The sequence below is a fragment of the Gordonia bronchialis DSM 43247 genome (assembly GCF_000024785.1).
GTDB classification, from domain to species: Bacteria; Actinomycetota; Actinomycetes; order Mycobacteriales; family Mycobacteriaceae; genus Gordonia; species Gordonia bronchialis.
Genome location: NC_013441.1, coordinates 4,342,612 through 4,369,397 on the forward strand (window position 1 = coordinate 4,342,612; position 26,786 = coordinate 4,369,397).

Annotated in this window: 25 protein-coding genes and 1 pseudogene; 15 read left to right on the top strand and 11 right to left on the bottom strand. The window is 68.3% G+C overall.

Going from position 1 to position 26,786, the window contains the following annotated elements; genetic code table 11:
* Positions 1-174 precede the first annotated feature (174 nt).
* Genes GBRO_RS20085 through GBRO_RS20095 form a run of 3 tightly spaced genes read right to left on the bottom strand, consistent with a single transcriptional unit; the run spans position 175 to position 2,857 of the window.
* The gene (locus GBRO_RS20085) at positions 175-654 is read right to left on the bottom strand and encodes a DUF456 domain-containing protein (RefSeq protein WP_012835714.1); all 480 of its coding nucleotides are present in this window, start codon (positions 652-654) and stop codon (positions 175-177) included.
* 12 nt (positions 655-666) lie between these two features.
* Positions 667-2,481 carry a formate-dependent phosphoribosylglycinamide formyltransferase gene (gene purT / locus GBRO_RS24835; RefSeq protein ID WP_012835715.1) on the bottom strand — a complete coding sequence of 605 codons (1,815 nt, stop codon included), beginning with the start codon at positions 2,479-2,481 and terminating at the stop codon, positions 667-669.
* A gap of 28 nt (positions 2,482-2,509) precedes the next feature.
* Positions 2,510-2,857 carry a UBP-type zinc finger domain-containing protein gene (locus tag GBRO_RS20095; RefSeq protein WP_041920727.1) on the bottom strand — a complete coding sequence of 116 codons (348 nt, stop codon included), beginning with the start codon at positions 2,855-2,857 and terminating at the stop codon, positions 2,510-2,512.
* A gap of 35 nt (positions 2,858-2,892) precedes the next feature.
* Here GBRO_RS20095 and GBRO_RS20100 point away from each other — a divergent pair.
* The 3 genes and pseudogenes from GBRO_RS20100 (at position 2,893) to GBRO_RS24840 (ending at position 5,465) form a co-directional block, all read left to right on the top strand.
* Positions 2,893-4,486, top strand: a pseudogene (locus GBRO_RS20100) (Na+/H+ antiporter).
* 33 nt (positions 4,487-4,519) lie between these two features.
* The gene (locus tag GBRO_RS27405) at positions 4,520-4,642 is read left to right on the top strand and encodes a hypothetical protein (RefSeq protein ID WP_256596538.1); all 123 of its coding nucleotides are present in this window, start codon (positions 4,520-4,522) and stop codon (positions 4,640-4,642) included.
* Between the two features lie 373 nt (positions 4,643-5,015).
* The gene (locus GBRO_RS24840) at positions 5,016-5,465 is read left to right on the top strand and encodes a hypothetical protein (RefSeq protein WP_012835718.1); all 450 of its coding nucleotides are present in this window, start codon (positions 5,016-5,018) and stop codon (positions 5,463-5,465) included.
* A gap of 9 nt (positions 5,466-5,474) precedes the next feature.
* On the opposite strand, the gene GBRO_RS20110 is transcribed toward GBRO_RS24840, so the two are convergent.
* Positions 5,475-7,019 carry an adenylate/guanylate cyclase domain-containing protein gene (locus GBRO_RS20110; protein ID WP_012835719.1) on the bottom strand — a complete coding sequence of 515 codons (1,545 nt, stop codon included), beginning with the start codon at positions 7,017-7,019 and terminating at the stop codon, positions 5,475-5,477.
* A gap of 1,032 nt (positions 7,020-8,051) precedes the next feature.
* On the opposite strand from GBRO_RS20110, the gene GBRO_RS27880 reads away from it, so the two are divergent.
* The 3 genes from GBRO_RS27880 to GBRO_RS20125 are packed head-to-tail and all read left to right on the top strand — an operon-like array spanning position 8,052 to position 12,049.
* Complete coding sequence (locus tag GBRO_RS27880; RefSeq protein ID WP_012835720.1) at positions 8,052-9,983, top strand: hypothetical protein; 1,932 nt, start codon at positions 8,052-8,054, stop codon at positions 9,981-9,983.
* Positions 9,980-10,591 (top strand): hypothetical protein, encoded by a 612-nt coding sequence (locus tag GBRO_RS20120; RefSeq protein WP_012835721.1) that lies wholly within the window; start codon positions 9,980-9,982, stop codon positions 10,589-10,591. Before GBRO_RS27880 ends, GBRO_RS20120 begins: the two co-directional genes overlap by 4 nt.
* A gap of 57 nt (positions 10,592-10,648) precedes the next feature.
* A complete protein-coding gene (locus GBRO_RS20125; RefSeq protein ID WP_012835722.1) occupies positions 10,649-12,049 on the top strand; it encodes a carotenoid oxygenase family protein in 1,401 nt (466 codons plus the stop codon).
* 1 nt (position 12,050) lies between these two features.
* Here GBRO_RS20125 and GBRO_RS20130 read toward each other — a convergent pair whose 3' ends face one another.
* Positions 12,051-13,337, bottom strand: a complete 1,287-nt coding sequence (locus GBRO_RS20130; RefSeq protein WP_012835723.1) for an adenylosuccinate synthase — start codon at positions 13,335-13,337, stop codon at positions 12,051-12,053.
* Positions 13,338-13,442: 105 nt separating this feature from the next.
* On the opposite strand from GBRO_RS20130, the gene GBRO_RS20135 reads away from it, so the two are divergent.
* From GBRO_RS20135 to GBRO_RS20150, 4 genes are all read left to right on the top strand, one after another.
* Complete coding sequence (locus tag GBRO_RS20135; RefSeq protein ID WP_012835724.1) at positions 13,443-14,099, top strand: hypothetical protein; 657 nt, start codon at positions 13,443-13,445, stop codon at positions 14,097-14,099.
* On the top strand, positions 14,096-14,926 hold the full coding sequence (locus tag GBRO_RS20140) for a site-2 protease family protein (protein WP_012835725.1): 831 nt from the start codon (positions 14,096-14,098) through the stop codon (positions 14,924-14,926). The genes GBRO_RS20135 and GBRO_RS20140 overlap by 4 nt, the downstream gene beginning before the upstream one ends.
* Before the next feature lie 90 nt (positions 14,927-15,016).
* Positions 15,017-15,370, top strand: a complete 354-nt coding sequence (locus GBRO_RS20145) for a VOC family protein (RefSeq protein ID WP_012835726.1) — start codon at positions 15,017-15,019, stop codon at positions 15,368-15,370.
* Positions 15,371-15,441: 71 nt separating this feature from the next.
* Entirely contained in the window at positions 15,442-16,266 is an 825-nt protein-coding gene (locus tag GBRO_RS20150) for an SDR family oxidoreductase (RefSeq protein WP_012835727.1), read from the top strand.
* A 3-nt stretch (positions 16,267-16,269) separates the two neighbouring features.
* Here the strand turns inward: GBRO_RS20150 and GBRO_RS20155 are convergent, their stop codons facing one another.
* The 3 genes from GBRO_RS20155 to GBRO_RS20165 all read right to left on the bottom strand — a co-directional run bounded on the left by GBRO_RS20155 (position 16,270) and on the right by GBRO_RS20165 (position 18,799).
* A complete protein-coding gene (locus tag GBRO_RS20155) occupies positions 16,270-17,187 on the bottom strand; it encodes a cation diffusion facilitator family transporter (protein WP_012835728.1) in 918 nt (305 codons plus the stop codon).
* Positions 17,188-17,258: 71 nt separating this feature from the next.
* The gene (locus GBRO_RS20160; protein WP_012835729.1) at positions 17,259-18,362 is read right to left on the bottom strand and encodes an FUSC family protein; all 1,104 of its coding nucleotides are present in this window, start codon (positions 18,360-18,362) and stop codon (positions 17,259-17,261) included.
* Positions 18,359-18,799 (bottom strand): DUF3151 domain-containing protein, encoded by a 441-nt coding sequence (locus GBRO_RS20165; RefSeq protein WP_012835730.1) that lies wholly within the window; start codon positions 18,797-18,799, stop codon positions 18,359-18,361. Before GBRO_RS20165 ends, GBRO_RS20160 begins: the two co-directional genes overlap by 4 nt.
* A gap of 196 nt (positions 18,800-18,995) precedes the next feature.
* Between GBRO_RS20165 and GBRO_RS20170 the strand changes: the two genes are divergently transcribed.
* Positions 18,996-21,080, top strand: coding sequence for an Rv0361 family membrane protein (locus GBRO_RS20170; protein ID WP_012835731.1), 2,085 nt, complete (start codon positions 18,996-18,998; stop codon positions 21,078-21,080).
* A complete protein-coding gene (locus GBRO_RS20175; protein ID WP_041919998.1) occupies positions 21,077-21,535 on the top strand; it encodes a hypothetical protein in 459 nt (152 codons plus the stop codon). Before GBRO_RS20170 ends, GBRO_RS20175 begins: the two co-directional genes overlap by 4 nt.
* A 67-nt stretch (positions 21,536-21,602) precedes the next feature.
* Here the strand turns inward: GBRO_RS20175 and fbaA are convergent, their stop codons facing one another.
* Positions 21,603-22,637 (bottom strand): class II fructose-bisphosphate aldolase, encoded by a 1,035-nt coding sequence (gene fbaA / locus GBRO_RS20180; protein ID WP_012835733.1) that lies wholly within the window; start codon positions 22,635-22,637, stop codon positions 21,603-21,605.
* Positions 22,638-22,825: 188 nt separating this feature from the next.
* On the opposite strand from fbaA, the gene GBRO_RS20185 reads away from it, so the two are divergent.
* From GBRO_RS20185 to GBRO_RS20195, 3 genes are all read left to right on the top strand, one after another.
* Positions 22,826-23,548 (top strand): VTT domain-containing protein, encoded by a 723-nt coding sequence (locus tag GBRO_RS20185; RefSeq protein ID WP_012835734.1) that lies wholly within the window; start codon positions 22,826-22,828, stop codon positions 23,546-23,548.
* 96 nt (positions 23,549-23,644) lie between these two features.
* Positions 23,645-24,334 (top strand): DedA family protein, encoded by a 690-nt coding sequence (locus GBRO_RS20190; RefSeq protein WP_052298312.1) that lies wholly within the window; start codon positions 23,645-23,647, stop codon positions 24,332-24,334.
* A gap of 1 nt (position 24,335) precedes the next feature.
* Positions 24,336-25,316, top strand: coding sequence for an MOSC domain-containing protein (locus tag GBRO_RS20195; protein ID WP_012835736.1), 981 nt, complete (start codon positions 24,336-24,338; stop codon positions 25,314-25,316).
* A gap of 199 nt (positions 25,317-25,515) precedes the next feature.
* Here the strand turns inward: GBRO_RS20195 and GBRO_RS20200 are convergent, their stop codons facing one another.
* Positions 25,516-26,193 (bottom strand): TrmH family RNA methyltransferase, encoded by a 678-nt coding sequence (locus GBRO_RS20200; RefSeq protein ID WP_012835737.1) that lies wholly within the window; start codon positions 26,191-26,193, stop codon positions 25,516-25,518.
* Complete coding sequence (gene pyrE / locus GBRO_RS20205; protein WP_012835738.1) at positions 26,186-26,761, bottom strand: orotate phosphoribosyltransferase; 576 nt, start codon at positions 26,759-26,761, stop codon at positions 26,186-26,188. Before pyrE ends, GBRO_RS20200 begins: the two co-directional genes overlap by 8 nt.
* Positions 26,762-26,786: the final 25 nt, after the last annotated feature.

A 26,786-nucleotide genomic window follows, 5' to 3' on the forward strand; every position in this document is an offset into this window, starting at 1 on the left:
ATATCTGCCGCAGCCTCGCTACTACATCACAGGTTGCTCTCAGATTCACAACCGGAGGTCACAGTTCGTCCGATCGGAGGACCGAGACGCCCCAGAAAACGCAGAAAAGGCAGGGCGGCTATCGGTACGAGCACTCCCGCGGGAATCCACAACGCGCCCACCCTGATCCATCCGTCACCACGCGAAAGCTCCGGATGTCCAGATGCCGGTCGCGATCAGCGCCGCCAGCAGCTCGATGCCCATCGTGATCGCGGCAGCCTTGATCGCCGCGACCGTCCCCCGCCAGGCCGCGCGGCCGTCACGGGTACGGACGAGTTCGGTTGCCGCGGCGCCGACGATGAACCCGAGAAACAGACCGATCACCGGGACGACGAAGAAGCCCACGATCCCGACCAGCCCACCCACGATGATGGTGATGTTGGGGATGCCGCCGGACCGCAGCGTGCGACCGGCGAGAAAGTACTTCACCACCTCGCCGATGGCGAGCACCACCGCCGCGACCGCGAACACCGCCCACGCCCAGCCGCCGACGATCACCGCCCACACCAGGATCGCGCCGCCGACAAGCAGCGTTCCCGGCAGGATCGGGATGACGATACCGAGGAGTCCGATCAGGATCGCCGCGGCGACCAGCAACTCTCCGTAAAGGGGCACCGGCGCAGGGCGTTACGCGCTCGGGGCCGGCGGCGACGCCGAACTGTCCGGCTTGCGCAACGAGGGCGCGGGCCGCTCGGGTGCGGGTGCGCCGTCGACGGCGGCTTCGGTCCGATCGGCCGCACCGACCCGGATGCCGGGCTGCCGGCCTGCGGCGGGTGGTCGAGCCGGGCCACCGGGGCCACCGGGGCCACCGGGAGCAACGGGAGCGCCGGGCCGGACGGGCGGCGGCACCGGCGGACGACCGGGCGCCGGCCGGGGTCCGGGTCGGGCGGAACCTGGCCCGGGAGGTGGCGGTCCGGCAGGTCCGGGAGGTGGCGGTCCGGCAGGTCCGGGAGGCGGACCGACGGGCGGACGTCCACCACCGACGGGCGCGCCGGGACGCACCGGAGGCGGAGGGCCCGGTCGGCGAGGCGGCATCGGCGGCGGAACCACACGACGCTGCGCCGGACGTCCGGAGACGGGCGAGACGATCGACGCCGCACGGACAGCACGCTCGCGGGCGGTCTCGATGTCATCGGCGGTGGCGGTGACCACGCCCATCCGCCGGCGGTGGTAGCTCTCCGGTTTGCCGAAGAGCCGAATGTCGGTCTCCGGCACGGTGAGTGCCGCGGCGACATTCTCGAAGCCGATTGCCGGCTCGTCGATCTGACCGTAGATCACCGCGGAGGCCCCCGGGGAGGCCAGCGTGACGTCGACCGGCAGGCCGAGAATGGCACGGGCGTGCATCTCGAACTCACTCAGTCGCTGGGTCGCCAGGGTCACCAGCCCGGTGTCGTGCGGGCGGGGACTGACCTCGGAGAAGTAGACGTCGTCGCCCTTGACGAACAGTTCGACGCCGAAGACGCCTCGGCCACCCAGCTTTCCGTCACCGAGCCCGGTAGCGATCCGCGCCGCGATCGACGTCGCCGCGGCCATCGCGTCGGAGCTCATCTCGTGCGGTTGCCAGCTCTCCACGTAGTCGCCGTTGACCTGCTGATGCCCGATCGGGGCACAGAACACGGTGGTCATCCGCCCGGTCCGCGGGTCCACGCAGCGGACGGTCAGCAGGGTGATCTCGTAGTCGAACTCGACGAAGCCCTCGACGATCACGCGTTCGCTGCGCACCCTGCCGCCCGAGGCGGCGGTCTGCCACGCGCTCTCGAGGTCGTCGGGAGATTTCACCACCGACTGGCCCTTGCCCGACGACGACATCACCGGCTTCACCACGCACGGATAGCCGATCTGCTCGGCGGCGACCCGAAGTTCGGCGAGCGAGTCGGCGAACAGGTACGGCGAGGTGGGCAGCCCGAGTTCCTCGTCGGCCAGGCGGCGGATGCCCTCCCGGTTCATCGTCGCCATCACGGCCGACGCGGTGGGTATCACCTCGGTGAGCCCCCGTTCGGCGGCGCTGACCAGGGCTTCGGTGGCGATCGCCTCGATCTCGGGCACCACGTAGGCGGGCTGGTACTTGTCGATGACCGCGAGCACGGCGTCCGGGTCGGTCATGTCGATGACCTCGGCGTGGTGGGCGACCTGCTGCCCCGGTGCGTTGTCATACCGGTCGACGGCGATGACCTCCACCCCGAGCCGCTGGAAGGCGATCACCACCTCTTTGCCGAGTTCACCGGCGCCGAGCAGGAGCACCTTGGTGGCCGTCGGGCTCAGCGGTGTGCCGAGAATGTCGGGCGGGCCGACCGTCGCAGGCGGGACCGGTGGCGCCGACGGAGCAGGCGGGACCGGCGGGGGCGCCGGCGAGGATGCCGGTGAATCCGCATCGGGCGCAGGGGTGGCCTCGACGTGTCGCGCGGCGCCGTCACCGGCCGCGTTGTCGCTGTTCGACGTCATTCCCAAATCCTACTTTCCTCGTGACCGCTCACCCCATCACCTCGTGCCGGTAGCACCAACGCCACACCTCACCCGGTTCGGCCGACCGCATCACCGGATGCCCGGTTTGCTGGAAGTGGGCGGTGGCGTGCCGGCGCGGGCTGGAATCGCAGCATCCGACGTGACCACACGTCAGGCACATCCGCAGATGTGCCCAGTGATGTTCGCCGAGTTCCACACATCCCTCGCAGGCGCGAGCGTCGCCCGACCGGGGCTGCGGGTCGCCCGCCGGGTCGATGCCGATCTCGCCGAGCTCGGCGCATCTCGCGGTCGGGGTCGTCCCCGAACTCGCTGCGCGATCCGACGCCGATGCACGCTCTCTGCGGAAGATCTTCATGGCGACCATTATTGCTGCCCGTTACTGTTCGACGAGTGAGTGCAGAGCTGCTGCTCGTCGCGGTCGCGGCAGTCCCGATCGCGGCGCTGTGCCGACGCTACGGGTTGTCGGCCCCCCCTGATCCTGGTCACCGTGGGTCTGGCGGTGGGCTGGATTCCGGGGATGCCGGAGGTGATGCTCGACCCGGATCTGGTGTTGTTCCTGATCCTCCCGCCGTTGCTGTACTCCGCGGCCCAGGACAGCTCGTACCAGGCCATCCGCGCCAATCGCCGGGCCATCGGGCTGCTCGCCGTCGGGCTGCCGCTGGTGACGACGGTCGTCGTCGGGCTGGTCGCCTGTCTGACCGTGCCGCACCTGCCGTTGGCCGCCGCGATGGTGCTCGGGGCCGTCGTCGCGCCACCGGACGCCGTGTCGGCGCAGGCCATCGGACGTCGCCTCGGCCTGCCCCGACGGATCATGACGCTGCTCGGCGGGGAGAGTCTGCTCAACGACGCGACCGCGCTCACCGCGTTCCGGATCGCGCTCGCGGCCGCGGCCGGCGTCACCGCCTCCCTTGCCGAGGGCCTGTTCACGTTTGCCGCCGCAGCGATCGGCGGGGTCGTCGTCGGACTTGTCATCGGCGTCGCGGTGTCCTGGCTGCGGACCTGGCTCGACGATCCGCCGATGGAAACCGCGATCGGCATCATGGTGTCCTTCGCGACGTACTTCGTGGCCGAACACGTCTACGCCTCGGGTGTCATCGCAGTGGTCACCGTCGGATTGTTCCTGGGTCAGCGCTCGGTGCGCCTCGGCTACGCCACCCGACTACAGGACGAGGCCGTACGCAAGTCCATCGACGCCATCCTGGAAGCCTTCGTCTTCCTTCTCATCGGCTTGCAGTTGCCGTTCCTCATCCGCGGGCTGGCCGGCGAGTCGTGGGTTCAGATCGCCGTCGACGCAGCCGCCGTCCTCGTGGCAACCATCCTCGTGCGGTTCTGCTGGATCTATCCGGCGACATATCTGCCACGCCTGTTCTCCGCGAAGATCCGTGCGCGCGAACCGCTTCCCAAGCCAGGCTGGGTGTTCGTGGTGTCCTGGTCGGGTATGCGCGGGGTGGTGTCGCTCGCAGCCGCCTTCGCCATCCCGCTGACCGTCGATTCCGGCGACGCCTTCCCGGCGCGCCCGGAGATCCTGTTCCTCACCTTCGTGGTGGTAGTCGGAACACTGCTCATCCAGGGCACCACCCTGCCGTGGGTCATCCGTCGGCTCGGCGTATCCACCGACGACGATGCCGCCGATCGACTCGCCTTCGCCGCCGCGCAGGACCGGGCCACCCGGGAGGCCGATCAGATCCTCGACCGCTACGCCGCCGAGATCGACGACGACGATCCGCGCCGCCTCCAGGTGGTCATGTTGCGCAAATGGGTGATGACGCAACGCAATGCGGCATGGGAAGAACTGGGGCCGGGATCCGAGACCGTCGGTGAGAGCCCCACCGCCGCCGGCCTTCGCATGCGGCTCGAGATCCTGAAGACCCAGCGGAAGGTCTTCCTCGAGGAGCACGCGCAGGGCCGCATCGACGACGATGTTCTACGAATGGCGTTGCGGCAGCTCGACTTCGCCGAAGCGCAGACCGACCGGGAGGCATGATTGCAGTGGCAGCAGAGCACGAGACATCGCCGTATGGGGCACAGTGGTATGGGCGGCGGGGTGCTGCTGCTGTCGCTGGTGGTGTGGGTCGTCATCGACGCGGTCATGATGTTCACCGGCGCGGTCCGCGACCGGAACAGCCGCCCGCTTCGGTGATCCGCGCGTTCGGCGCGGTCGTCCGGCGCGTCGCCGCGTCGTCGACGGTTCAGCGGTCCTTCCGATGACTGACGACGGGCCGCTGACGGGTGTCCTCTGGAATAGTCCCGAGGTGACGTGTCCGGGGCCCATTTTCAGTCATCCGCGTCGCGCCCCTGGCCCAGGCTCTTGATCTGCGCCAGCCGCGCCGCGAAGTCGGCCATCCCGTCGATGACCGAGAAGCGGCCGCCGCGGAGCCCGAGTGGACGATCGCGCAGACGGCACCATCGGGACCTGTCCCCACGTCGTTCGACCGACCGACGAAGCTCTCGGTTCTGTCGTAGGCCCTTGTTACGTTCAGCGGCTTCGCATCCGTCGGACAGGGAGAACGACCATGACCACACACCACACCGAATCGCCTGAGCTGTGTTTCAACCTCTGGGCCTTCGCCGACGAGAAGACGAGCGTGATCCGCCGGATCAGCGGCAAGCCGTACGTGCTCGACGGCACCGACATCGAGAAGACGGCGCTACTGCGCGCGCTGTCCGCGTCGGATTTCCTGTCCGTCGCACAACGACCGGTGCCGGCACGACATCACATCGTCGGCCCGGCCGGCCGAGCCATGGACGGCGCCGTCCTGCCTCATCAGCTCGACGACGTCGCCGGCGTCTTCGGACCGTTGCTCGACGAACTGTCGGTGCTCCCGATCCACCTGCGTCATGTGAACGGGCGCCACGAACAGTGGCGCCTGCCCCACGTCGATGCACCTCTCTACGTGCTGACCGTGATCGTCGAAGGCGCCGACGGCAGACGGGAACCTCAGCTGGAGGCACACAGTGGTTGATCGACGGCCTCAGACCACCGCCGCATACACCACCGTCTCCTCGGTACGTCCGCGAAGTGACGTGGATTCCTGTCTTTCCCAACGCTTGTCCTCGTCACCAGACGCGGCCTCGACCGCTCGCCCCGACGCCAGCGGACGGCGCGGGTCCCGCTTGGCCAGCTCCGAGAGCCGCGCGCTCTCGTTGACCGGGTCACCGATCACGGTGTACTCGAATCGTTCGATGGCGCCGACGTTTCCGGCTACGACATGCCCGTGGCTGACGCCGATACCGGCGGAGAGCTCGGGTACCTCCGACGCCAGATCTGCGGCGATCTGGCGGGCCGTCGACAATGCCGCCCCCGCCGCATCGTCGAGGGTGATCGGCGCGCCGAAGATGGCCAGCACCGCATCGCCCTCGAATTTGTTGACCAGCCCCCGGCGTTCCTCCACCGCGCGCACGATCACCGCGAAGAATTTGTTGAGGATCTCCACGACTTCCGTCGGACTTCGTTCCGTGGCAAGGGTTGTGGACCCGATGACGTCGACGAACAGGGTGGCGACCACACGTTCGGTGCCGCCCAGTTCGGGGTCGGAGGTGAGCGCGGCCTCGGCCACCTCGTGGCCCACGTGCCGGCCGAACAGATCGCGCATCCGTTCGCGCTCGCGCAGACCGCTGACCATCGCGTTGAATCCCACCTGCAGGTCACCGAGCTCGGTGCCGTCGTAGACCACGATCTCGGCACCCTCGAGATCACCGGCCCGCACCCGGTTCATCCCGGCACGCACGCTGCGGATGGGACCGGTGATGCTCAGACTGGACAGGAAGGTGAGCAGCAAGCCGGTGAACAGCGCGGTGAGACCCAGGACGGTGACACCGATGAACAGATCCAGTTTGGTGGTTTCCCGGCGGCCGAGTCCGAAGGCCACCACCAGCAGGATGCCGACGATCGGGATACCCGATCCGACACTCCACGACACGATGGACCGCGACCGCACGCCGCTGCGTTTACGGCGGTGGTAACCGGCGCTGATGATGTCGGCGGCGACCGGGCGCAACGTGAAATCGATGAGAAGGTAGGCGATCGCCACTACTACGACGCCCGACATCCCCACCACGAAGACCGTCTTGGGGATCAGCTCCGGCTCCACGATCCCGTACATGATGGTGAACATGACGGTGGCGATGAGCCACAGCGCGCCCTGCACCGCGGTGAGCCGCCAGGGCACCCGCTGCGCCTCGCGGGCATCGCGTGCGGTGGGCGGCCGGTCCCGAATGGCCCACTGCAGGTCACGGACCACCACCACCGTGCCCCAGCCGATGCCGACCACGAACGCGGCGGCGACATAGATGGGCAGCGCGATGAAGTTGACCCACCACAGGTCGGCCCTGAACACCGACGGCTGGGGGATGCCCACCGCGGCCAGCGCGATGGCGACGATGGCGCCGAAGAGATTGGCGACCACGATCGAGGCGGTCAGCAGCGTCTGGATTCGAACACGCTGCTTGACGCTGCTCTCGTCGGCTGACCCGAGCAGGATCGACCCGTAGTCGCGGCTGCCCCTCCTGGCACGCATGGATGCAAGCTTCTCACGCCCGACGCTCGCCAACCGCCATTACCTGCGGCCGATTGGACCGGAACGCTCAATCGCACAACTACCCTGAGTTCATGGCCGCGCCGGATTCCGCCGATCGACGCACCGTGGTGGCGCAGTTCGAGACCGCGCTCACGCGAGCACGATCCGACGACGACGCGCCGGGCACCCTGGTCCTCACCGCCGGTCCCGGCACCGGAAAGACGCACACATTGCGCGCGCTGATGCCACGCCTCGGTTCGACGGTACGTTTTGCCGGGGCCGACGAGTTGTCGTGGCGTCAGCCCTTCGCGGTGGCCGTCGACCTCCTCGGCGTGGATCTACCGCAACCGATTCCGGACGGATTCGCCGATGACCTCTACGCGCGGGTCGACGCGTTGTGCGCCTCGGGGCCGGTGGCCCTGATCGTCGACGACGCCCATCACGCCGACGCCGCCAGCCTCGATCTGGTGTTCCGGCTGGCCGGCGCCACCCGCCATCTGCCTCTGACGGTGATCCTCGGTCGGCGCCGGTTGCCCGAGCGGGAGTTGCTGACCCGCCTGCTCCTGCGGCCCGGGGTGTCCGAATGGTCACTGCCACCGATGTCCGACGCCGAACTCGAGCTCGTCGCGCGCGAATTCCTCGGCGCCGCACCCGATCCCGCATTGCAGTCTCTGCTGCAGACGTCGGGTGGCAACCCGATGCACGCCATCTCGATGCTGCGTTCACTCCGCCAGTCCGGGCAGTTGCACGTCGAATCCGGAACGGCCACCGTCGAACCCGAAGCCGGGACCGCCACGTCGTCGGACACCACCGAGATCAACGAGGGCCATCTGGCGCTGCTCGACGCCGACGCGCGGGCGCTCACGCAGAAACTAGCGGTGGGGCGGACCGGCAACCCTGACCGATCTCGCCGACCTCGACGGGACGAGGGCGGCCGCGCTGGTCGGGGCCGCCCAGACCTGCATCGACGCCGGCATCCTCGCCACCGACGACGCCGGAGCGCTCACCTTCACCCACGACCTCTACGCCGAGGTGACCTATCGCCGACTCGCGCCGGCGTTGCGTACGGTGCTGCACGACGCCGTCGCCGACCATCCCTCGACCCGAACCAAACCGCAGGTCATCGCCCATCACGCCATCGCAGCGGGTGGCGACGGCCCACGGGTCACCGCAGCCGTCCGCCGTGCCGAATCCGACCTCGGCGCCACCCCGGCAGTGGCCGTCGACCTGCTCGACAGCGTCGCGACCCACCACGCCCCGGCGGCCTACGGCCTGCACGTCGACCTGGCCACCGCACTGGCCCGGTCCGGGCAGCTGACCCGCGCATCCCAGGTCGCTGCCGAGGGACTGGCGATCGCCACCGACGTCGACGAGATGAGTCAGCTGCTGAGGATCAGGCTCTTCGCGCTGACCACCAAGGGCGACACCGAGCGCGCCCGCGAACTCATCGACGAAACGCTGCGGCTTCCCGTCGGCGACGATGTGGCGCAGGCCCTCGACGACCTGCGCTCCTATCTCGGGGTCCTCGACGGCGCGGCGCCGGTGCCGCAGACCCCGTTCTTCGACGTCGCGCGGGAGGCGGAGACCCGTTCGGTGCCGGGTCTCATCGGCGAGGGTCTGCGCCGCTTCGTGCTCGGCGACGGCGACGAAGCGTTGCGCCTGACCCTCATCGCCTCCCGCCGGCAGGACGCCGAAGCCGAGTCGCCGGTATCGGCCAACTCGTCGGCCTACATCTGGCCATCGCTGGTCCAGAACTATGCCCACGGTCCGGCCGCGGCCGCCGCGCTGCTGTCCACGGTGACCGGCCTGCGCACGCGCCGGGGTGCGGACTGGATGACCGCATTTCACGAATTCACCCAGGGCGGAATCGAATTCGACCTCGGCCACCTCGACGACGCCGCCGCCACCTGGAACACCGGACTGGAGCGGGCCGCCTCCGCGGACCTGGGCTGGACATCGATGGTGGAGGGTGGTCAGGCCATGCTCGAGGTACTCCGCGGCGATCTCGCCGCCGCGGCCAACCGCCTCGACGACTGGGAACGCGGCGGCCTACCCGATCAGTTCGGCTGGCCGGTCACCATCGCCGCCCGCGCACTGTTGCTGGAGGCGACCCGCAAGTTGCGCCCCGCCGCCGAGACCGCGACCACCGCCTGGGAGCGGGCGGTGTCGCGGCGGGTGTACGTGTGGCTGCCATCCGTCGCCGTGGCCTGCGCCCGGATCGGTATCCGGGCCCGCGACCACGACCTCCTGCGCAGCATCGTCGACGGCCTCGACGCGATGCCGCACCCGCCCAGCCAGGCAGCTGCCGGTCCGGTGGCGCTGGCCCGCGCCATGTGCACCGTCACCCTCGACGACGCCGATCCGGCCTCGATCGTCACCGCGGCGACCCGCGCCGCCGACCAGGTGCACGACCTCGGCGACGTACCTGCGCAGGCCGCTGCCCTCGAGGAGGCCGCCTGCGCGTCGGCGCTGCTCGGCGACAAGGTCTCCGCCCGGTCGTCGGCGTTGCGCGCGCTCACGCTCACCCAGGGCATGTCGGCACAGACGGCGACGACGCGCATCACCTCGCGGCTGCGGCCCCTGGGGCTACGGCTCGACCCCACCGTGGTGCGCGAACGTCCCCGGCACGGCTGGGAGAGCCTCACCCGGACCGAGGTGACCGTCGCCGAACTCGTCGCCGCCGGCCTCTCGGGTGCGCAGATCGCCGAGCGGTTTGTTCATCTCCACCCGCACCGCGCAGACCCACGTGTCACATGCACTGGCCAAGCTGGGACTGCGTACCCGCGTCGAGCTGGCCGCCCACGTCGCCGGGCGCTGACCGGCCAGGTTGCGTTGGCTACCGGTCGACCGCGCGCACGCGCCGATGGCACCGAAATCTCCGTCATGACGCAGATGATCGCGCCACCGCGGCGGGCGAAGGTGGATACACCCCCACTTCACCCCGTCCCGAGGAGAACACCATGAATCCCATGTCGATGCTGCTGGGCCTGGCACCCTGGTTCGTCTTCGCCTTCGTCGCCGAACGCCTCGGCGCCGACCACGTCGCCATCGCCGCCCTGGCCGCCTGCGCCCTGGCACTCGCCATCACCCTGTACGGGGTGGTGCGCGGCACCGGTTGGAAGATCCTCGACGTCGCCGGCGTCATCCTGTTCGGCGTCATCGCGGTCGTCGGATTCGCCGGCGGTCCCGGCGTCGATGCGGCTCTCGTCTTCTTCGGACGTGGCGGTTCGGCCTTCGTCCTCGCCGCGGTGATGGCGGTCTCCGCGTTCACCGTCCCCTTCACCGAGCAGTACGCACGCGAGACCGTGGACCCGCAGTACTGGGGATCGCCGATCTTCCGAGCCAAGAACCGGCAGATCTCGTTGCTGTGGGCCGGAGCCGTCGCGTTGATGGGCTGTGCACATGTCGTCGCCGGCGTGCTTGCCGACGCCGCGTCGGTCTCCGGTGCGCATCCCGGCAACGTCCTGCTCAACTGGGTGATCCCGATCGCGCTGATCGTGTTCGCCGCCAAGCGGACTCGCGTCATCGCCGAACGGTCGAACCCCGAGCCGGCACCGGCCACCGCTGCCTGATCCCACCCGAATCCGCTCTGCCTTACCCAATCACCACACCAGTTACCAGGAACCCTCATGACCACCACGCACGTACCCGCCCCCGTCGATCTCGACCGATCCCCCTATCTGACCGGCGTTTTCGCACCACAGCGCACCGAGACCGACGCCGTCGACCTGCCGGTGACCGGACAACTGCCCGACGATCTGCGCGGCAGCTATCTGCGCAACGGCCCCAACCCCCGCTTCGACCCCATCGGCTCCTTCGTCTACCCCATCGACGGTGACGGCATGGTGCACGAGATCAGCTTCGACGGTGGGCGGGCCTCATACCGCAACCGGTTTGTCCGCACACCGATGGTCATCGCGGAAGAGGCTGCCGGACATGCCATCTGGTCGGGTATCACCGACGGCTACACCCCGTCCGCCGACCTGGTGGGCCCGGCGCTGGCCGGCACCTTTCGCGAACTGCCCGACATCAACATCGTCCGCCACGCCGGCCGCCTGATGGCGATGGCCGAGTCCGACCGACCGTACCTGCTGGACCCGGCCGACCTCGCGACGCTGGCCAAGACCGACTGCGACGGTTCGATGCTGGTGGGCTCGACGGCCCACCCCAAGATCGACCCGGCGACCGGTGAGATGGTGCTGTTCAACTACGCCCTCGAGGCCCCGTACCTCACCTGGTCGGTGGTGGGCGCCGACGGTCACACCACCCGCACCCCGACGCCGGTGGACGGTCTGACCGAACCGGTGATGATCCACGACATGGCACTCACCGCGCGCTACATCGTTCTCTTCGTGTGCCCGTTGATCTTTGACATCCCGGCCATGCTGTCCGGCGGGTCGCTGCTGGACTGGCGCCCCGACGACGGCACCCGCATCGCCCTGATCCCCCGCGACGGCGGACCGGTCCGCTGGGTGCACACCGACCCATTCTGGGTGTGGCACTTCGCGAACGCCTTCGACGGCGACGCGAACGCGCCGGATGTCACCGTGGATTACGTCGAGTGGACCTATCCGGGTGGTTTCGCCGATCAACCCCGGCCGGCGGAGTCGGCGTTGACGCGCGCGGTGATCCGCCCCGACGGCACCATCAGCCGAACAGTCCTCTCCGACAACGCGATCGACATGGAGTTCCCCCGCGTCGACGATCGCCTGCTCACCCGCGATCACCACCGCATCGCCTCGGTGGCCAAGGGTCCCCGCGACCGGGGTGCCGCCGACAGTCTGTGGTTCCACGACCTCGCTGCCGACCGGGAGGAGTGCTGGAGCCCCGGCGTCGCCATCGGTGAGCCGATCTTCATCCCGGGCGGCTCCCGCGACTACTGGGGAGCGATCGGCACCGACCCCACCGACATGAGTTCGCGCTTCTATCTGCTTGCCGCCGACGACCCGTCGTCGGGCCCGATCGCCACCGTCGACCTGCCGATCCGGGTACCCGCGGGGCTACACGGAACGTGGGTGGCCGACCGGTGACTCAGACGATCTCGCGGCGCACGATCGTCTGATCCCGTCCGGGTCCCACGCCGATACACGAGATATGTGCTCCGGCAAGGTCTTCCAGTCGCAGGATGTAATCCTGGGCGTTGCGGGGCAGATCGTCGAAGCGCGTGCACTGCGAGATGTCCTCCCACCAGCCGGGCATCTCCTCGTAGATGGGCTTGGCGTGATGGAACCCGGTCTGCGTCATCGGCATGTTCTCCACCCGCTCGCCGTCGACCTCGTAGGCCACGCAGATCGGGACGGTGTCGAGGCTGGAGAGCACGTCGAGCTTGGTGAGGAAGTAGTCGGTGATGCCGTTGACGCGGGTCGCGTATCGCGCGATCACCGCGTCGAACCACCCGCAGCGCCGGGCGCGGCCGGTGGTGACGCCCACCTCGCCACCGGTCTTGGCCAGGTAGGCACCCCATTCGTCGAACAGTTCGGTCGGGAACGGTCCCGACCCGACCCGCGTCGTGTAGGCCTTCAGGATGCCGAGCACGGTGGTGATCTTGTTGGGCCCGATCCCGGCGCCCACCGCGGCACCGCCGGCCGTCGGATTCGACGACGTCACGTACGGATAGGTGCCGTGGTCCACGTCGAGGAGGGTGCCCTGCGAACCTTCGAGCAGCACCGTCTCACCCGCTTCGAGGGCCTGGTTGAGGAGCAGCCGGGTGTCGGCGATGCGGTGCTTGAAGCCTTCGGCCTGGCCGAGTACCTCGTCGACCACCTGCGCGGGTTCCAGCGCACGACGGTTGTAGATCTTCACCAGGATCTGGTTCTTGAGCTCAAGCGCCGCCTCGACCTTCTGGGTGAGGATCTTCTCGTCGAGCACGTCGGCGACCCGCACCCCGACGCGGGCGATCTTGTCCTGGTAGCACGGGCCGATGCCGCGCCCGGTGGTGCCGATCTTGTTGTTGCCGAGAAAACGTTCGGTGACCTTGTCGATGGCCACGTGGTACGGCATGAGCAGATGCGCATCGGCGGAGATCATGAGGCCGCTGGTGTCCACGTCGCGGTCCTCGACGCCGCCCAGCTCGGTCAGCAGTACCCCCGGGTCGACGACGACGCCGTTGCCGATGACGTTCTTGACGCCGGGAGTGAGAATGCCCGACGGGATCAGGTGCAGCGCGAAGGTCTCGCCGCTGGGCAGCACGACGGTGTGCCCGGCGTTGTTGCCGCCCTGATAGCGGACGACCCAGTCGAGTTTGCCGCCCAGGAGGTCGGTGGCTTTACCCTTGCCCTCGTCGCCCCACTGGGCTCCGATAAGCACGATCGCGGCCATGTCGGGTGCTCCTTTGATGTGACGCCCACGAATAGTCAGCGCTGAACGCAGCGCTGGACAACCTGATCAATCCTACTGGTTGGGGGCGGTGGATACGCTATCCGCGTGTCCTTCGTGCTCATCACCCAGTCCGCGCCCGCCGACGACAAGGCGGCCGCCAAGACCGCTGTCACGGCTGCGTTGCAGGATTCCGGGGTCACCCGGCTGATCGTCGAGCCCCGGGTGTCGACGCGGGTGGCCCCAACCATAGCCGACGAGGCCGACGCCTTCTTCGCGCACGTCCTGGCGGCCCTGATGATCGCCGACCGTCTCGACGTCGAGGTCGCGTTCACCCCGGCCGAGGCCACGACCGCCACCCGACGCTACGGGTTGCCGCACGGCCCGGCGGCGCGTGAGCTGGCCGAACACGGCACGGCCGACACCCTCCCGCTGATCCGCGACGACGCCGCAACCGTCGTCGTCGGCCGGGCACGGCACCTCGGCGCCGAGGGCGCGAAGCTGCACGGCGAGACCTACGTCGACAACGAGCGCCTCTTCGACGGCGAGGTCAAAAGCGTCCTCATCGAGCCGACCGTCGACGAGCCGGGCGTGCGGGCTCAGGTGGAGCGGCTGCTGCTGCCCGGGCGGTGGGTGCACGGCCGGGCCGCCCAGACCGGCGGCACCAATGTGATCGTCGAGCGTGAGGGCATCGTGACCCCGCGTGTGGTCAAGCGTTCCACGTTCTACCGTCATCACGTCGATCTGCGGCTGGTGCGTCCGTGACCGCGGCGCCGATCCGGCCCGGGCTGCGCGACATCGCCCGTGCCGTGCGGCCGGGCCCGATCTTCGTCGGGCTGGTCGCCGTCGCCATCCTCGGTGGCTGGCTGTGCGCACAGGCCGAGCCTGGGCGTAACGCGGTGTCGGTCGGCGGGTCGCTGCTGTTGGTGCTGAGCGGCTGGGTGATCTCGCTGTGTCTGCACGAGTTCGCGCACGCCGTGACTGCCTTCCGCTTCGGCGACCGCAACACCGAAACTCGCGGCTACCTGACGCTCAACCCGATGCGCTACACCCACGTCGGTCTGTCGATCGTGCTGCCCATGCTCATCATCCTGTTGGGCGGCATCGGTTTTCCCGGCGGAGCCGTCTACGTGAATCAGGCCGGGTTCACCCGCGCGCAGCGGACCGCGGTGTCGCTCGCCGGGCCGCTGACCAACATCGTTCTCGGCGCGATCCTGCTCGCCGTGGTTCGCGTACTCGGCGCCGACGCCGGCTACGGGACCGTCGGCGGTCTATGGGTAGGAACCGACGGGATCAATCTGTGGGGCGCGTTGTCGATGCTGGCCTTTCTGCAGTTGACCGCCGCGGTGCTGAACCTGCTGCCGGTACCCGGCTTCGACGGTTATGGCGCCATCGAGCCATATCTGTCCGATCAGACGCGGGCCGCCGCCGCCAAGATCGCGCCGTACGGATTCCTGATCCTGATCGCGCTGCTGTTCATCCCGGTTCTCAACCAGGCGTTCTTCGACGTCGTCTTCTGGATCTTCGGGCTGTCGGGGGTGCCGTCGGCGCTGGCGTCCTACGGCTGGAATCTGTTCGTCTTCTGGCGCTGAACACCAGTGTCCCGTGGGCCCAAATCCTCTCTCCGCCCGGCGCACACGGCGATAGGGTCGAATCGACACCCACGTGCAGGAGGCAGAGAAATGAGTACCCACGACGTTCGCATGGTCGTGCTCTCGACCGACGATCTCGACGAGTCGATCAAGTTCTACAGCGAGACCCTGGGCATGGGCCTGAAGTTCCGCGACGGCACGCATTTCGCGGCTCTCGACGGCGGATCGATCACCCTGGCGCTGGCCACCGCGGTCGACCATCCCATCCACGGGCAGGTCGTCGTCGGGATCAAGACCGATGACGTCGACGGCGCGGCCAAGGCGATCGAGGCCAGCGGCGGCGGCATCGTCAAAGGCCCCTACGACGATGCGCACGAACGTCGCGCCGTCGTCTACGACAACAAGGGCAACGGGCTGGTCTTCTACAGCCCGCTCAACCGCTGACCTCCACCCCACTCCCGAAAAACTAGAACACGTTCTACTATCGGTCGGTGAATACGAGCAGCTTCGTGGATATGGACAAGAAGTCGGTTCTGGTGACCGGGGGTGGCAGCGGCATCGGTGCGGGCGTGGCCGCCACGCTGGCGCAGTGCGGCGCGAGGGTGACGATCGTCGGCCGCAACGCCGAACGCCTCGGCGACACGGCCGAGCGCATCAACGCGCGTACCGGGCGGACCGCGGTACACGCGCATGCCGCCGATGTGACCGACGAGGAACAGATCGCCGCGGCGGTCGCCGCCGCAGCCGGTCACGGCGACGGCCTGCACGGCGTGGTGGCCTGTGCCGGCGGTAGCGAGACCATCGGGCCCATCACCGCGATGGACACCGAGGCCTGGAAGCGCACCGTCGACCTCAATGTGAACGGCACCATGTTCACGTTGAAACACGCAGCGCGCGAACTGGTTCGGGCCGGTGGCGGCAGCTTTGTGGCGATCTCGTCGATCGCGGCGAGCAACACGCACCGCTGGTTCGGCGCCTATGGGGTCACCAAGTCGGCGGTCGATCATCTGGTCGCGCTCGCCGCCGACGAACTCGGCCCGAGCAACGTCCGGGTGAACGGCATCCGGCCCGGACTCATCCGCACCGACCTGGTCACCGCGATCCTCGACGACGAGACGCTGAGCGCCGACTACCGGGTCTCCACGCCACTGCCGCGGATCGGCGAGGTCGACGACATCGCCGCGATGAGCGCGTTCCTGCTCAGCGATCACGCGAGTTGGGTCACCGGGCAGGTCCTCAACGTCGACGGTGGTCAGATGTTGCGCCGCGGACCGGATTTCAGTTCGATGCTCGAGCCGCTCTTCGGTGCCGACGGCCTACGCGGCGTGGTGGCCGAGTAGCACTCACCAGGTGAGCTCGTCGCGGCAGTCATGCTGACGCGCAACCGGATCCACCTGGATGGTGGCGTGGTCGAGGCCGTAGCGCGACAGCACCCCCTGCGCCGCGGCGAGCACCTCGGCGTTGGGACAACTGCTACCGAGGTGCACCGTGGCGACGTCCATGCCGGTGGTCAGTGACCACACGTGCAGGTCGTGCACGTCGTCGACGATGTCGAGTTCGGCGAGGTCATGGCGTAGCGCCTCGACGTCGACGTGGGCCGGCGCCTGCTGATTGAGGATGCGCAGGGCGTCGGTCGCGAGTCGCAGCGCGCGCGGCACCACCCACAGGGCGATGAGGACGGCGACGATGATGTCGGCGTATCCCCAGCCGGTGGTGAGTGCGACGATGCCGGCGATCAGGACACCGACGCTGCCGACCGCGTCGGCGAGCACCTCCAGATAGGCACCGCGCACCGCGATCGATTCCTTGGCGTCGGCCGCCAGCAGCAGCATCACCCCGAGGTTGACGGCCAGGCCGATCAGCGCGACGACGATCAGCGTCAGCCCGGGCACTTCCGGGTAGGTGCCGATGCGCCGTACCGCCTCGTACAACACGAAGGCTGCCACGCCGATCAGCAGGACCGCGTTTGCGACGGCGGTGAACACCTCGGCGCGATACCAGCCGAAGCTGCGCGCATCCGTGGTGCGGCCATGGCGGGCCAGCAGGAGTGCGGCCAGCCCCATCACCAGTGCGACGACGTCGGTCAGCATGTGCCCGGCGTCGGCGATCAGGGCCAGCGAGTTGACCAGGATGCCGGTGATCAGCTCGACGACGAAGAAGCCGCCGATCAGCCCGACGGCAACCGCCATCGGCCAGATCCGACGCGTTCCCGGCGCCGACGCCGCGCCGTGTGAGTGTCCGTGCCCATGCGAATGACCCATAACCACCTCAATATATGCATGGTTTCGCATACATGGCAACAGTCGAATTTAGGTTGGCCTAATACGAGTGGTCAGCGCAGGGTGGCGATTGCCGACGCCCGCCGCATCCCGGCGACCATCATCAGATCGACCAGCAGTGACCGGATCTCGGCCAGCAGTGCCGTCTCGGAGAGATCGGCGTCGGCGACGAGCTCGGCGCGGGCCTTGCGCACGATGGTCCGCAGCAACCTCGTCGCGTCGGTCTCGTCGGGTTCCTCGCCGGGATCGGCCATCATCATCTCGCGCAGGATCTCGAAGGCGCCGGCCAGATCGGACACGATCTCGATCATCTCCGGCCGAACCGGCTCGCCGCGCTGCACCTTCCCCAGTGCGCGCCGGGCGATGATGCGGAAGTTGCGCACGGCGTTGTCGATGGGATCGGCAGTGGCCGAGATGCGCTGGATGCGCATCCGCGAACCCCAGTACAGCGGCGACACCCGCGACACCTCGCGACCTCCCCGCATGTCCGAACGCATCGTGTTGATCGCACCCTGGGTACCGCGAGCGGCCTCCAGCGCCGCGAACACCTCTTTCTCGTCGCCGGTACGGAGACCGACGGCCAGGTGGCGCGCCGCGTCGCGCACCGTTGCGAGGACACCGGCCGCGTCGCGTCGGGCCCGCGATGCCGGGTTGACCGGGAGCAGAGCACCGACCAGGATTCCGATGACCCCACCGATCAGGGCGTCGATCGCACGGTGGAACCCTGCGATACCGCCGGGCGGGAGCAGCGTGGCGACCAGCGCCGCCGACGACCCCGCCTGCATCGGGATGAGCGGTCCGTCGTCGAGGAACACCGCGACTGCCATGGCCAGCGCGACCACCACGACGATCTGCCACGTTCCCGACCCGACCTGGGAGATGAACAGGTCACCGACGAGGATGCCGATGGTCACCCCGCCGACCAGCTCCACCGAGCGTCGCCACCGTTGACTCAGGGACAGGCCCAGCGAGATGACGGCGGCGATGGGCGCGAAGAACGGTAGCTCGTGGTCGAACACCTGCACGGCCACCCACCATGCCGTGCCCGCGGCCAGCGCGCACTGCGTGATCGGGACCAACGACAACCACAGACGCCGGATGCGCTGCCGCAACGGGGCGGGCAGCGTGTTGAAGTACTTCCGCAGCCGGCTGGTCACACCAATCCGAGGTGACCGGCCGCCGTCGGATCACTGTCGTTGAGGAGATCCAGGCAGCGCAGGTATTCGTCCTCCTCGCCGATGGCCTGGGCGGCACGGGCCAGCGCCCCGACGGCGCGCAGGAAACCCTGGTTGGGCTCATGACTCCACGGCACCGGCCCAAAGCCCTTCCAGCCGTGTCGACGCAGTTGGTCGAGCCCGCGGTGATACCCGGTGCGCGCGTAGGCGTAGGCCTCGATCACCTTGGCGATGTCGGGCTCGCCGGTGCCGGCCGCGTCCAGCGCGGCCTCGGCCAGGTGCGCCCAGGCAATGGAAGCGGTCGGATGGGCGGCCGCGACCGTGGCCGCCGCCGCGCCGTTGAGCAGGTCCGATTCGGCCTCGTCGTCGCCGGTGAGTAGTACCGGTTGCGGGCCCAGAAGATCTCCGAATGACGTCACGGTTCCATTCAATCACCGCCGCCCGGCCACCGGACCTGCCTGTATCGACCGGAAGGTCCGATATCGGGCGAACGCCCGAATGCTGTATCACGCCCGCATTCGCTAGGGTGAAGGTCGCAATCGGTCCGTGCGCTCGACGCCGGGGCCTGTCCAGGGTGAGGCGCACCCGAAACGTGGGAAGCGGGGTGGTGAGGTCATGTCGAGAGCCGACGAGCCGAAGGCGGCCGTCACCAAGGCTTTTGCCGCTATCCGGCGCTATGGCGAAGAGCGCCGCAGTCGTCGCACCACGGGTCCCGCACGTCCGGGTGAACACGGTACTGCGCGTGCCGAGGACACCACATCCGACACACCGACGCCCACCACGCCGTCGGCCGCGGAGACGGTGCAGTTCGTCACACCACGGACGCCACCTCCTCCCCACTCATCCACGACCGACACCGCCGCCGATCCGGACGGTGACCGCAGAGAGGGCAACGACCCAGCCGTGCACGATCCCCAGACCGACTTCGCTCCGGACGACACCGCGACAAACGACGCCGCAACAACCGGCACCGACGGCGAGAACACCACCGCCAACGGCACCAAGAAGAGCGCATCGTCCGATGACGCCGTGGCACGCCCGAAGCCCAAGGGCGGCCGGGGCATCGACAGTGCCACCCAGGTGATCCGTCGCGACGATCTACCCGCCGCGGCGGATCTCGACGACCTCGACGACATCGATCCGCTCAGCGATTCCGAGGAAAGCGACAGCTCCGAGAAGCAGTCGCGTCTGGGTCCGAGCGATTCCAAGACGACCGTCATCCGCCGCGAGGACATGCCCGACACGAGTGAACTCGACGATCTCGAGGACATCGATCCCCTCGCCGAGGACGAGGCGGCCGAGGTTGACGAGTCCGCTGACGCCGGTGCCGACGAATCGGATTCGACGAAGACCGCCGCAGTGGCGACCGGGGCGGCCGTGGCCGCCGGTGCCGGTGTCGCCGTCGCAGCGGCTGCGGGTGATGACGAGAAGGCCGACGAGGACGACGGCGCGGAGTCGGCGACCGCCGAGTCCGAGACCACAGATACCGAGACCACAGAGCCCGAGACCGCAGAGTCGGACACCGCAGAAACCGAGACCGCCGACGACACCGGGACTGCCGAATCGGAGACTGCCGAATCGGAGACTGCTGAGGCCGACGCATCGGAGGTCGAGGCGGACGAACCCGCCGACGACGAGACCGCGGACCAGGATTCGGCCGACACGGAGTCCACGGAGGAGGCATCCACCGCGGAGGCCGAGGACGATGAGACTGCGGCTGATGAGACTCCCGCCGAAGACGTCGTAACCGAGGCCGACGCCGACGAGGCCGGTGACACCGACGGCAGTGACACTGACGGCGATGAAGCCGAATCCGATTCCGCCCCAATGGAATCGGAATACGCCGAATCCGCCGCCGACACCCCCGCAACCGCCGAGACAGACACTCCGGACGCCGCCGACGCCGACACGAAGACCGCTGTCATCGAACGCCCTCAGGCGACCGACACCACAGAGCCCGACACCACAGAGCCCGACACCGACAGCGACGCTGACACCACCAAGATCGTGGCCGCAGCAGGTGCCGCAGCCGCAGCGAGCAACAAGACAGACACCACCAAGACAGGCCAGACCGACAAGAGTGCCGGCACCGACGAGCCGGAGTCATCGGACACCGCCACGACGGTCATCAAGCGCCCGCAGGTCGCACAGACCGACACCAAGCCGCAGCCGGAGTCCGCTCCCGCCGACGCGCCGGCGGTTTCCGAGTGGTCGACCGTCGCGCACGAGCCCAAGGTCATCCCGGGAACGTCGACCAAGGCCGGCGAGAAGCGCAATCGCGGCCGGATCATCGCCGCCACCGTCGCGGCCGTGGTGGTCGTCGTCGCGGTGGTCGGCGGCATCTTCGCATTCGTCGCCCTGCGTGAACCGGCCCCGGCCGACGAGGCCGCCGACGCGGCCAACCGGTACATCAGTGCCCTGTCGTCGGGCGACCTGAACACGCTGCGCGAGGTGACCTGCGGCCGTGAGCAGGCCTTCTACCAGAGTCAGCAGCCCGATCAGTACCAGAAGATCTTCAACGCACAGCGCGACCGCAATGAACTGATCAAGTTCGGCGAGATCAAGGCCGTTCGCGTCGACGGGAACACCGCCGTCGTGGAGCTGCCGGTCGCACCCGGTAATCGTCCGCAGGAACAGGAACTCACGACGATCAACCTGCAGAAGTCCGGCGACGACTGGAAGGTCTGCACGCCTCAGTGAGCAAGGGTGCGGCCGATCCCGGCGCAGTCGATCCCCGCGCGGCCCATCCGGGCCCGGTGAACAACCGCGTGGTGGACAGCAGCCCGCCACGCAGCGGCGCGCCGCATTACGAGGCGCGTCCTGTCGACCCGCGACCACTTCCCGCGCGTCCGGCCGCGAATCAGCCCGGACCTCGCCCGACCGGACCGCCGGTGGGGCCGTGGGCCGGCCGGCAGCCACCTCAGCAGCCGGCTCCCCCGCGAGGCCGGGTGTTCACACCACCGCCGCCCCGTCCCGATGCCCGCCCCCCTCAGCCCAATCCCGCTCCCGCACGCCGGGCCGACACCCCGGCCCGGTCCCGCCGGGTCCGCCCGACGACACGCGGTCGGCGGCGCGTCGACCCCGAGGTCGTCGTCGCTGCACTGGTGCTGATCGCACTGGCGGTGGCGGTCATCGTCGGCCTGGCCACCCTCTGACTCGACAGACCGAAACCAAGCGGGCCGCCACGACGATGTCGTGACGGCCCGCGTTGACGGCTGCTGATCAGGCGCTGATCGACTTACCCACCGACTTGAGGTCGGTGCACGCCTCGACGACGCGCTCACTCATGCTGGCCTCGGCCTTCTTGGACCAGACCCGCGGATCGTAGGTCTTCTTGTTGCCGACCTCGCCGTCCACCTTCAGCACACCGTCGTAGTTCTCGAACATGTGCCCGGCGACGGGGCGGGTGTAGGCGTACTGGGTGTCGGTGTCGACGTTCATCTTGACGACGCCGTAGCTCAGTGCTTCCTCGATCTCGCTCTTGAGCGAACCCGAACCGCCGTGGAAGACGAAGTCGAAGGGCTTGGAACCCTCGGCGAGCCCGAGCTTCTTGACCGCGACCTCCTGGCCGGTCTTGAGCACGTCGGGACGCAGCTTGACGTTGCCGGGCTTGTACACGCCGTGCACGTTGCCGAAGGTCGCGGCCAGCAGGTAGTGGCCCTTCTCACCGGTGCCCAGCGCGTCGACGGTCTTCTCGAAGTCCTCGGGCGTGGTGAACAGCTTGTCGTTGATCTCGGCTTCGACGCCGTCCTCCTCACCGCCGACGACGCCGATCTCGCACTCGAGGATGATCTTGGCCGCGGCAGCCTTGGCCAGCAGGTCCTGGGCGATCTCCAGGTTCTCGTCGAGGGGCACGGCGCTGCCGTCCCACATGTGCGACTGGAACAGCGGGTCCTTGCCGGCGTCGACGCGCTCCTGCGAGATGGCGAGCAGCGGACGCACGTAGGTGTCGAGCTTGTCCTTGGGACAGTGATCGGTGTGCAGCGCGATCGTCACGTCGTACTTGGCGGCGATGACGTGCGCGAACTCGGCCAGCGCCACCGCGCCGGTCACCATGTCCTTCACCCCGAGGCCGGAACCGAATTCGGCGCCACCCGTGGAGATCTGGATGATGCCGTCACTGCCGGCGTCCGCGAAACCCTTGATCGCGGCGTTGATCGTCGACGAGGAGGTGCAGTTGATCGCCGGAAACGCGTAGCCCCCCTCCTTGGCCTTCTTGAACATCTCGGAATACTGATCGGGGGTGGCAATAGGCATTTCACGTCCTCCAACCGGATGGGTGTGTAGGTGGATTCACGCGGCTGCACCGCTTGGTTTCGCCGTGTGGGTTCACGCTGCGAGTTGGTCACTCCTGTTCAGTATGTCAAGACCGTTGCGCCGCCGCGCACACACCGTCGCCTCGCACCAAGGAAACCCTCAGGAACCGCCAGGTACCCTTGGGTCCCGTGACAGACTTCGCTTTTGCCGCAAATACGACAAACCTGGCTTTGCTGCCGGGTTTCCTGGATCCGGTCAACCTCCTGAACTCCTTCGGCACCTGGATCCTGGCCGGATTGCTGCTGGTCGTGTTCATCGAGTCGGGACTACTGTTTCCGCTGCTTCCGGGTGACTCGCTGCTGTTCACCGCAGGCCTGATCGTGGCCGCGAAGTCCGCCGACATCGAGCCGTTCGCACCGCTGTGGCTGCTGCTTATCACCATTCCGATTGCCGCCTTCTTCGGCGATCAGGTGGGGTATCTGATCGGCAACCGCGTCGGATACTCGCTGTTCAAACCCAATGCGCGGGTCCTCAAAGAGCGCTACATCATCGAGGCCCACGAGTTCTTCGAGAAGCACGGCCCCATCACCATCGTGCTGGCCAGATTCGTGCCGATCGTGCGGACCTACGCGCCGCTGGTCGCCGGGGCGGCCAAGATGCGCTACCCGGTGTTCCTCACCTACAACATCGTCGGCGCGGTGGCCTGGGGTGCAGGTGTCACGCTGCTCGGCTACTTCCTCGGCCAGATCGCGTTCATCCGCGACAACGTCGACTACATCTTCCTGCTCATCGTGTTCGTATCGGTCCTGCCGATCATCTCCGAGGTGGGCAAACGCATCATCCGGTCGCGCCGCACCCCGGTCGAGGAGCCGCTCGATCCCGCCCCGCAGTCGGCTCCGACGAATCGGTGAATGGCAAACTCACAGGCTGACCGCGTAGCCTGATGAGCCGTGATCGAAACAGCGCTGCCCACTGCGTTGGCAACAACGACGACCGATGTCGCCCTCATGCCGGGTTTCATGGACCCGGTCACCCTGCTCGGATACTTCGGCGGCTTCGCGTTCTGGGGTCTTCTGCTGGTCATTCTGATCGAATCGGGTGTCCTGTTCCCCGTTCTGCCGGGTGACTCTCTGCTGTTCGTCGCGGGCATGGTGGTCGCGGCCGGCGGCAAGGACGGCGTCGAGAGTTTCGCGACGCTGTGGCAACTGCTGATCTTCATCCCGATCGCCGCGATCATCGGCGGGCAGATCGGCTACTGGATCGGCCGTTACGTCGGCACCAGCATGTTCAAACCCGACGCCCGGTTCCTCAAGGAGCGCTATCTCACCGAGGCGCACGAGTTCTTCGAGAAGCACGGACCCGTCACCATCTTCCTGGCGCGTTTCGTGCCCATCGTGCGAACCATCGCACCCATCGTCGCCGGCGCGGCTCGCATGAAGTACCCGGTCTTCTTCATCTACAACGTTCTCGGTGCCATCGTCTGGGGTGCGGGTATCACGCTGCTCGGGTACTGGCTCGGCCGGTTCGAGATCGTGCAGAAGCTCATCGAACCCATCTTCATCCTCATCGTCGTGCTGTCGGTGGCGCCGATGTTGATCGAGTGGTATCGCCGACGCCGCGCGGCCAAACGGCTGGCGGCCATGCATCCCGACATGGTGTCGCCGGCCGAGCGTGAACCCAAGACCGACACGGTCTGACATGCGCGTCTCGGCGCTGTGGCGCTACCCGGTGAAGTCGATGGCCGGGGAGTCGGCAGATAACCTCGATCTCGATCGGCAACGCCCTCGTGGCGATCGGCTGTGGGCGCTGCACGACGTGGAACGCGACGTCACCGTCACCGCCCGTCGCCTGCCCGGTGTCCTGCTGTGTTCGGCACGATACGCGTCGCAGCCGACCATCGATTCCGGCCCTGGCAACGTCCCGCCGGTGATCATCACCCTGCCCGACGGAGCCGAGGTGCCCAGCGGCGACCCGGGTGTCCATGCGGTGTTGTCGTCGGCGCTCGATCATGACGTCCGCCTCGTCGCCCTGCCCGCGGACCCCAAAGCCCACCGGATGTCGTGGCGGGAGCGGGTGGCGGCCGCCCGCGGCCTCACCACCGATCTCGGGATCCGCGCCGACGAGCAACTACCCAAACTCTCCGACATGGACCCGCGCGCACTGCTGACACTGACCCGCAACGCCACCCCGCCGGGCAGCTTCGTCGACCTCTGCCCGGTGCATCTGGTCACCGAATCCAGCTTGGCGACCGTCGGTCGCGAGTCCGATTGTGAGGTACCGGATGCGCGGCGCTTCCGCCCCAACATCCTCGTCGCCGACGCCCCCGAGGGACTTCCCGAGGCCGAGTGGGCCGGATCGACCGTTGCCCTCGGCGACAGTGCACGCCTGCACATCGTGATGAAGACCGTTCGCTGCGTGGTCCCGAGCCGCCAACACGACGGCCTACCTCTGGAGAAGGGCCTGACCCGCGCGGTCGCCACCGTCGGCGGTCGCTACCTCGGCGCCTACGCCGACATCGCCCGAACCGGCCGGATCACCGTGGGCGACCCGATCCGCGTGACCGGGCCCCGCGAACCCGGTCGGCTCGGCAAGGCCGCCGCGACCGCCCGGACCGCGACGCTCGACACCCTCAACCGTCTGGCCGAACTCCCCCGCCGAGGCCGCCACCCCGTCGGCTGAACCTGGCAGGTGCCCGAGCAACCGATGTCGGGCACAAACCACACGAATACAGCCCGGGGCGTTCATATGTCGTATGCCGGAGGCTATTGGTGGAGTTTGTGCCCACGGTGACCCGGCACCCGGCCGGGGAGTCGAGAGGAACGGACTGCGGCGTACCGAAACCGCTCGAAAGCCGACAATGTCAGCGCCCCAACATCATTCACCAAGCCGACCCGAGATCGGCATGCTGCCGAACCCAGCTGTGCATGGCGATCCCGGCGGCCACCCCGGCGTTGATCGAGCGGGTCGATCCGAACTGCGCGATGGACACCGTCAGGTCGGCCTGCGCCTGCGCATCGTCGCTGACACCAGGCCCCTCCTGACCGAACAGCAGGACACACTCTCGAGGCAGCTCGACGGTCTCCAGCGGCCGCGCGCCCGGGGTGTTGTCGACGGCCACCACCGACAGCCCCGCCACGCGCGCCCACGCGAGGAGATCACTCACCGTCTCGTGATGCATCAGATGCTGATAGCGGTCGGTGACCATCGCGCCGCGCCGGTTCCAGCGTCGTCGTCCGACGATGTGCACCGCAGCCGCGGCGAAGGCATTGGCGGTGCGCACCACGGTCCCGATGTTGGCGTCATGCGCGAAGTTCTCGATCGCGACGTGGAACGGATGGCGGCGGGTATCGAGGTCGGCGACGATGGCCTCCCGCGTCCAGTACCGGTAGGCGTCGACCACGTTGCGGGTGTCGCCCTCGGCGAGAAGCTCCGGATCGTAATGCGCGTCGGTGGGAGCCGGCGTGCCGTGCTCGAGTTCCCACGGTCCGACGCCGACCTTCGGGCCGGTGGCCGGCTGCCACTCGGTCGGTCCCGGTTCGGACGCGTCGTCAGGCAAGACCGAGATCGCCCAGCCCCAGCAACGACCGATAGGGCACCCCGAGCCCGTTGATCACCGCGTCGGCCCCGGTGTCCCGGTCGACCACGGTGGCCACCCCGACGACAGTCGCGCCGGCCTCGCGTGCCGCCTCGACGGCGGTCGACGGGGAGGCCCCCGTCGTGGAGGTGTCCTCGACCACCAGCACCCGACGGCCCGCGATGTCGGGTCCTTCGATTCGCCGTTGCATACCATGGGTTTTCGCACTCTTGCGCACCACGAAGGTGTCGATCGCGCGGCCGTCGGCATGCATGATCGACGTCGCGACCGGATCGGCTCCGAGCGTGAGCCCGCCGACGGAGTCGTAATCCCAGTCGGCGGTCAGCTCGCGCATCAGCCGACCGATGAGCGGCGACGCCTCGTGGTGCAGGGTGGCCCGCCGGAGGTCGACGTAATAGTCGGCTTCCTTGCCCGACGACAACGTCACCTTCCCGTGCACGACGGCCAGTTCGCGCACGAGCGCGGCGAGTCGCTGACGAGCGGATTCGTCCGGCACCGCACTCGGCGCCGACGACGGGGTGGCGGGCATGTCAGACCTACTCACTCTCGATGGT